The organism is Mesorhizobium sp. M7A.F.Ca.CA.002.05.1.1, from assembly GCF_003998335.1.
In the GTDB taxonomy this organism is placed as follows: domain Bacteria; phylum Pseudomonadota; class Alphaproteobacteria; order Rhizobiales; family Rhizobiaceae; genus Mesorhizobium.
This window is the reverse complement of record NZ_RZQI01000532.1, coordinates 1-4,225: the sequence shown is the minus strand read 5'-3', so window position 1 is coordinate 4,225 and position 4,225 is coordinate 1. Positions and strand designations below refer to the sequence as shown.

Here is a 4,225-nt window from a genome sequence, read left to right as displayed (position 1 = left end):
GAATATGACCGCGCCATTGCGGACCTCGACCAGGCGATTGCGCTCGATCCGAATCATATCCTCGCCTTTCGACGGCGCGCCGAGATCTGGATGAAGAAAGGCGACAAGGCTCGCGCCATTGCTGACTATGACCAGGCGATCAGGCTCGATCCAAAGGATGCCTCGATCTACCGCGACCGCGCTGATGTCTGGGCGAGCAAGATGTTCTACAAGCGGGCCATTGCCGAGTACGATCAGGCGATCAGCCTCGATCCGAAAAACGCCGTCGGCTACAACAATCGCGGTCTGCTATGGTCGTACATCGATGATGCGGACCGGGCCTTAGCCGACCTTAGCCAGGCGATCACCCTCAATCCCCATTATGCCGAAGCCGTCACCAATCGGGGTCGGGTCTGGTCGTACAAAGGCGAGTATGATCTTGCGCTGGCGGACTACGATTACGCGATCGCCATCAATCCAGGCTATGTGCAAGCCTACGACAGCAGGGGCCTCGTCTGGGCATCCAGGCATAAATATGATGACGCCATATCAGATTACAATCTCGCGATCGCAATAGATGCCGGCTATGCTGGCGCCTACAGGAACCGTGCCGCGGCCTGGAGCGATAAAGGCAAATACGACACCGCCATCGCGGACTATGATCAAGCGATCTTCCTCAATCCTGAAGATGCCGCCGCCTATCTCGGGCGCTGTTACGTGTGGCTGTACATGGCGAAAAACAATCGCGCGATCAATGATTGCACTCAGGCGTTGCACTATGCGCCGAACTATCCCAGCGCCTACGAAGCGCTGGGTATCGCCAGTATGTACAAGACAGACTATGTCGAGGCCTTCGCCAACTTCAACGAGGCTGTTCGTCGAAACCCAAAATTCGCGGGTTTCTATCAAAGTCGCGGCATTGCCGGATTCTACTTTGGTCCGGCCGCCAAGGCACAGGCCGATCTGGAGAAGTCCGCCCAAATGCAGCCCCAGGATGCGTATTCCGCAATCTGGGTGGACCTTGCCCGGCGCCGCAACGGGCAGTCGAGCATCCTGCGCGTGGCAAAGCTCGACATGACGAAATGGCCGGCGCCGCTGGTCCGCATGCTGCTGGGTGACCAGGCGCCTGAAGTGACACTGAAGGCGGCTGATGATCCGGATGCAACCATCAGGAACGAGCAGGTCTGCGAGGCCAATTTCTACACAGCGGAATTCCAGCGGCTGCAGCATCGTGACGACGAGACGTTGCCGCTCTATCGGCTCGTGCTAAGCGATTGCCCAAAGCATTTCATCGAATACCTCGCTGCGATCAACGCGCTACGCTCCATGGGCAAAGCGCCGTAGAGCGCGACTTCACACCAGCGCCTCCGCCAGCAGTTTTGCCTGTGGCGTCAGATCCTCGAAGCGGCGGGCACAGAGGTTGAGCTGGCGTGTTGCCCAGTCGTCGGTCAACCGTAGGCTGCGCAGCGTGCGGGCGGAGCGGCGCGCGGCACTTTCGGGCACGATGGCGATGCCGGCGCCCTGGGCGACCAGCCGGCAGACATTGTCGAGGCCGGGCACGCGGATGCGGAAGTGCAGATGGCCGCCAAGGCGGGCGGCCTGACGGGTGATGTGCTCCTGCAAGGGATGGCCGGCGCTCAGGCCGACAAAGGCTTCGCCGAGCAGGTCGCCGAGGCTGGCCGTATTGCCTTCGAGGTCGGGCCAGTCTCGCGCGGCGATCACCATGAGCCTGTCGATGAAGAACGGCTTCTGCTCCAGATGCGAAAGGCCGGCCCAGGTCGCGGCGATGCCGAGATCGGCGGCACCGCTTGCCACCGCCTCTGCGATCTCGTGGCTGGGGCGCTCGTCGAGGTCGATGTCGATGCCGGGATGCGCGACGAGGAAGGCCGGCAGCATGTCGCGCAGCAGCGCGCTGGTGGCGGCCGTGTTGGCCATCAGCCGCACGCGGGCGCGCAAGCCCGTGGCATAGGCGCCGAGATCGCCGGCCATCGCCTCGATCTGGTTCTGCACCGCCCGCGCATGGTGCAGCAGCGCCTGCCCGGCGGCCGTCGGCACCACGCCGCGCCGCCGCCGCTCTAAAAGCGGCGCGCCGAGGCTTTCCTCCATGCCCTTGATGCGGGCGCTGGCGGAGGCGAGCGCCAGCCCCGCAAGTTCGGCACCATGGGTGATACTGCCGCGCTCGGCGACCAGCAGGAACAGCCGGAGATCGGTAAGATCGAAGCGCATCTTTCTTCTCCTGCAGGGCTTCAGCCTTCGGCGCAGGCGAAGGCTGACGGCGTAACTTCCACATTGTGGGCGGCCGGCATGTCAGTCAAATCTTTTGCGATGGAGATGCGCGATGAGCGAAAAGGCGACAGGCCGGCATGGACCCGGCATACTTGAAAGCGCGGCGATCGTGCTTGCGATCGCGGTGGCCTCGCTTGCCATGGCGCGAGCGGAGCCCGGCCAGCGCGGTTGCGTGGCGATGGCTGCCCCTGTCCACCATGAAGCAACGCCTGCAAAACCCGCACCCGACGATGATGCGGCGGACATGCTGTTGCATGACTGATCGAAGCGGCACCCCGAAGGAACGACCGTGCTGAGCGTCGGCGTCATCGCCTGGATCGGCGCGGTCTTCCTTGCCGCGGGCTTCGTCAAGGGTGTCGTCGGCATGGGGCTGCCGACCGTGGCGATGGGGCTGCTGGCGGTAACGATGCCGCCGGCGCAGGCGGCTGCCCTGCTCTTGATCCCGTCGCTGGTCACCAATCTTTGGCAGTTGTTCACCGGCCCATCCTTCGGCGGGCTGTGCAAGCGGTTGTGGACGATGATGGCCGGCGTCGTGCTTGGCACCGTCGCCGGGGCCGGTCTGCTCACCGGCACACACTCTGGCGTTGCCTCGGCCGGGCTCGGTGCGGCGCTGGTGCTTTACGCCATTCTCGGCCTGCTCAAGCTTGGCTTCACCACGCCGGCGCGCCACGAGGCGTTGGTGTCACCGCTGGTCGGTGTGGCGACCGGGCTGGTCACCGGCGCCACCGGGGTCTTCGTCATCCCGGCCGTGCCCTATCTGCAATCGCTGCGGCTGGGCCGGGAAGACCTCATCCAAGCGCTCGGCCTGTCCTTCACTGTGTCGACGGCGGCTCTTGCCCTTGGGTTGTTCAAGGCAGGCGCGTTCGCATCGCCGACAATGCAACTGGCGGGATCGGTCCTGGCGCTTGCGCCGGCGCTCGCCGGCATGTTCGCCGGCCAGGCGCTGCGCCAGGCGATGAGCGTCGAGACGTTTCGCACGGTGTTCTTCGCCGGGCTGCTGATGCTGGGCGGGTATCTGGTCTTGGAGGCCGCGCTCTGGTCTTCGGCATCCTAAGCGGCCGGTGGCGATTGGCGCGGAGCGTGATCATCAGCGTCATGCAGCGTCCCATGGAGGCTTTGTCGTCATGGTGCGGCGCAACCGGTGGTTCGGATGCTGCGGCGCGTCGAGACGTTCCAGAAAAGCGGCGTAGACATCCGGCTCGACAGCAAAGATGTCGCGGTTGAGCAACGTGTCTTCAGTGGCACGCTGCAACGCTTCGAGCATGAAGTCCTTGCGCATGAATGGGCTCCTTCCCTGCGTTAACAGCATAGCATAGCGACGATGTCACTACGATCTGTCGGTCCGGCCGCCCGATGAAAAGTCGCGCCCTCATTCGGCAATCGACCTGATGACGTTGGCCGGGTTTCCCCCGACAAGCGTGTTCGGGGGAACGTTCCTAGTGACCACGGAACCCGCCGCGACAACCGAGTTTTCGCCCACCGTCACGCCGCCGATGACCGTCGCGCCGGCCGCGATCCAGACATTGCGTTCGATCACGACCGGCTTTGCGGTCGTGAAGGCGCGACGCCGCGACGGTTCGAGGGGATGGCCCGAGGTGATGAGGCTGACATTCGGCCCGATCATGACATCGTCGGCGATGTCGAGCCCGCCAAGATCATAAAAGGTGCAGTTCTGATTGATGAAGACATTGCGCCCGACGCGGATATCGGATCCGCCGGTCGTGTAGAAGGGCGGGATCAGCAGGAAGCTGTCGTCGACCTTCCTGCCAATGAGTTCGCTGAACAGGGTCCGGACTTCAGCCGCGTCGTTGAAGGTCAAGCGGTTGAGGCTTGCGGTGGTCGCCATCGCCCGTTTGACGTCGGCCAGCATGGCGGCCGACTGCGGCATTCCGCTGGGAATTATCCTGGTGCGACCCTCGTCCGCCATTCGTCAATTTTCTCCGGCGCGGTCGAACAATGT

Annotated in this window: 6 protein-coding genes; 3 read left to right on the top strand and 3 right to left on the bottom strand. The window is 63.6% G+C overall.

Annotation, left to right across the window (positions count from 1 at the left end; translation table 11 throughout):
• Positions 1 to 1,323 (top strand): tetratricopeptide repeat protein (locus EN939_RS23255; RefSeq protein ID WP_127269977.1); only part of this gene is annotated, 1,323 nt, incomplete at its 5' end.
• A gap of 9 nt (positions 1,324 to 1,332) precedes the next feature.
• Here EN939_RS23255 and EN939_RS23250 read toward each other — a convergent pair.
• Positions 1,333 to 2,205 (bottom strand): LysR substrate-binding domain-containing protein, encoded by an 873-nt coding sequence (locus EN939_RS23250; RefSeq protein WP_127269975.1) that lies wholly within the window; start codon positions 2,203 to 2,205, stop codon positions 1,333 to 1,335.
• A gap of 112 nt (positions 2,206 to 2,317) precedes the next feature.
• On the opposite strand from EN939_RS23250, the gene EN939_RS23245 reads away from it, so the two are divergent.
• Together EN939_RS23245 and EN939_RS23240 are read left to right on the top strand one after the other, a co-directional pair.
• The gene (locus tag EN939_RS23245) at positions 2,318 to 2,527 is read left to right on the top strand and encodes a hypothetical protein (RefSeq protein ID WP_127269973.1); all 210 of its coding nucleotides are present in this window, start codon (positions 2,318 to 2,320) and stop codon (positions 2,525 to 2,527) included.
• 27 nt (positions 2,528 to 2,554) lie between these two features.
• Positions 2,555 to 3,319: a sulfite exporter TauE/SafE family protein gene (locus tag EN939_RS23240; RefSeq protein WP_127269971.1), complete on the top strand. Its 765-nt coding sequence runs from the start codon at positions 2,555 to 2,557 to the stop codon at positions 3,317 to 3,319.
• A gap of 39 nt (positions 3,320 to 3,358) precedes the next feature.
• On the opposite strand, the gene EN939_RS23235 is transcribed toward EN939_RS23240, so the two are convergent.
• Positions 3,359 to 3,544: a type II toxin-antitoxin system TacA family antitoxin gene (locus EN939_RS23235; protein ID WP_236382721.1), complete on the bottom strand. Its 186-nt coding sequence runs from the start codon at positions 3,542 to 3,544 to the stop codon at positions 3,359 to 3,361.
• Between the two features lie 90 nt (positions 3,545 to 3,634).
• Entirely contained in the window at positions 3,635 to 4,153 is a 519-nt protein-coding gene (locus tag EN939_RS23230; RefSeq protein ID WP_236382723.1) for a sugar O-acetyltransferase, read from the bottom strand.
• Positions 4,154 to 4,225 lie beyond the last annotated feature (72 nt).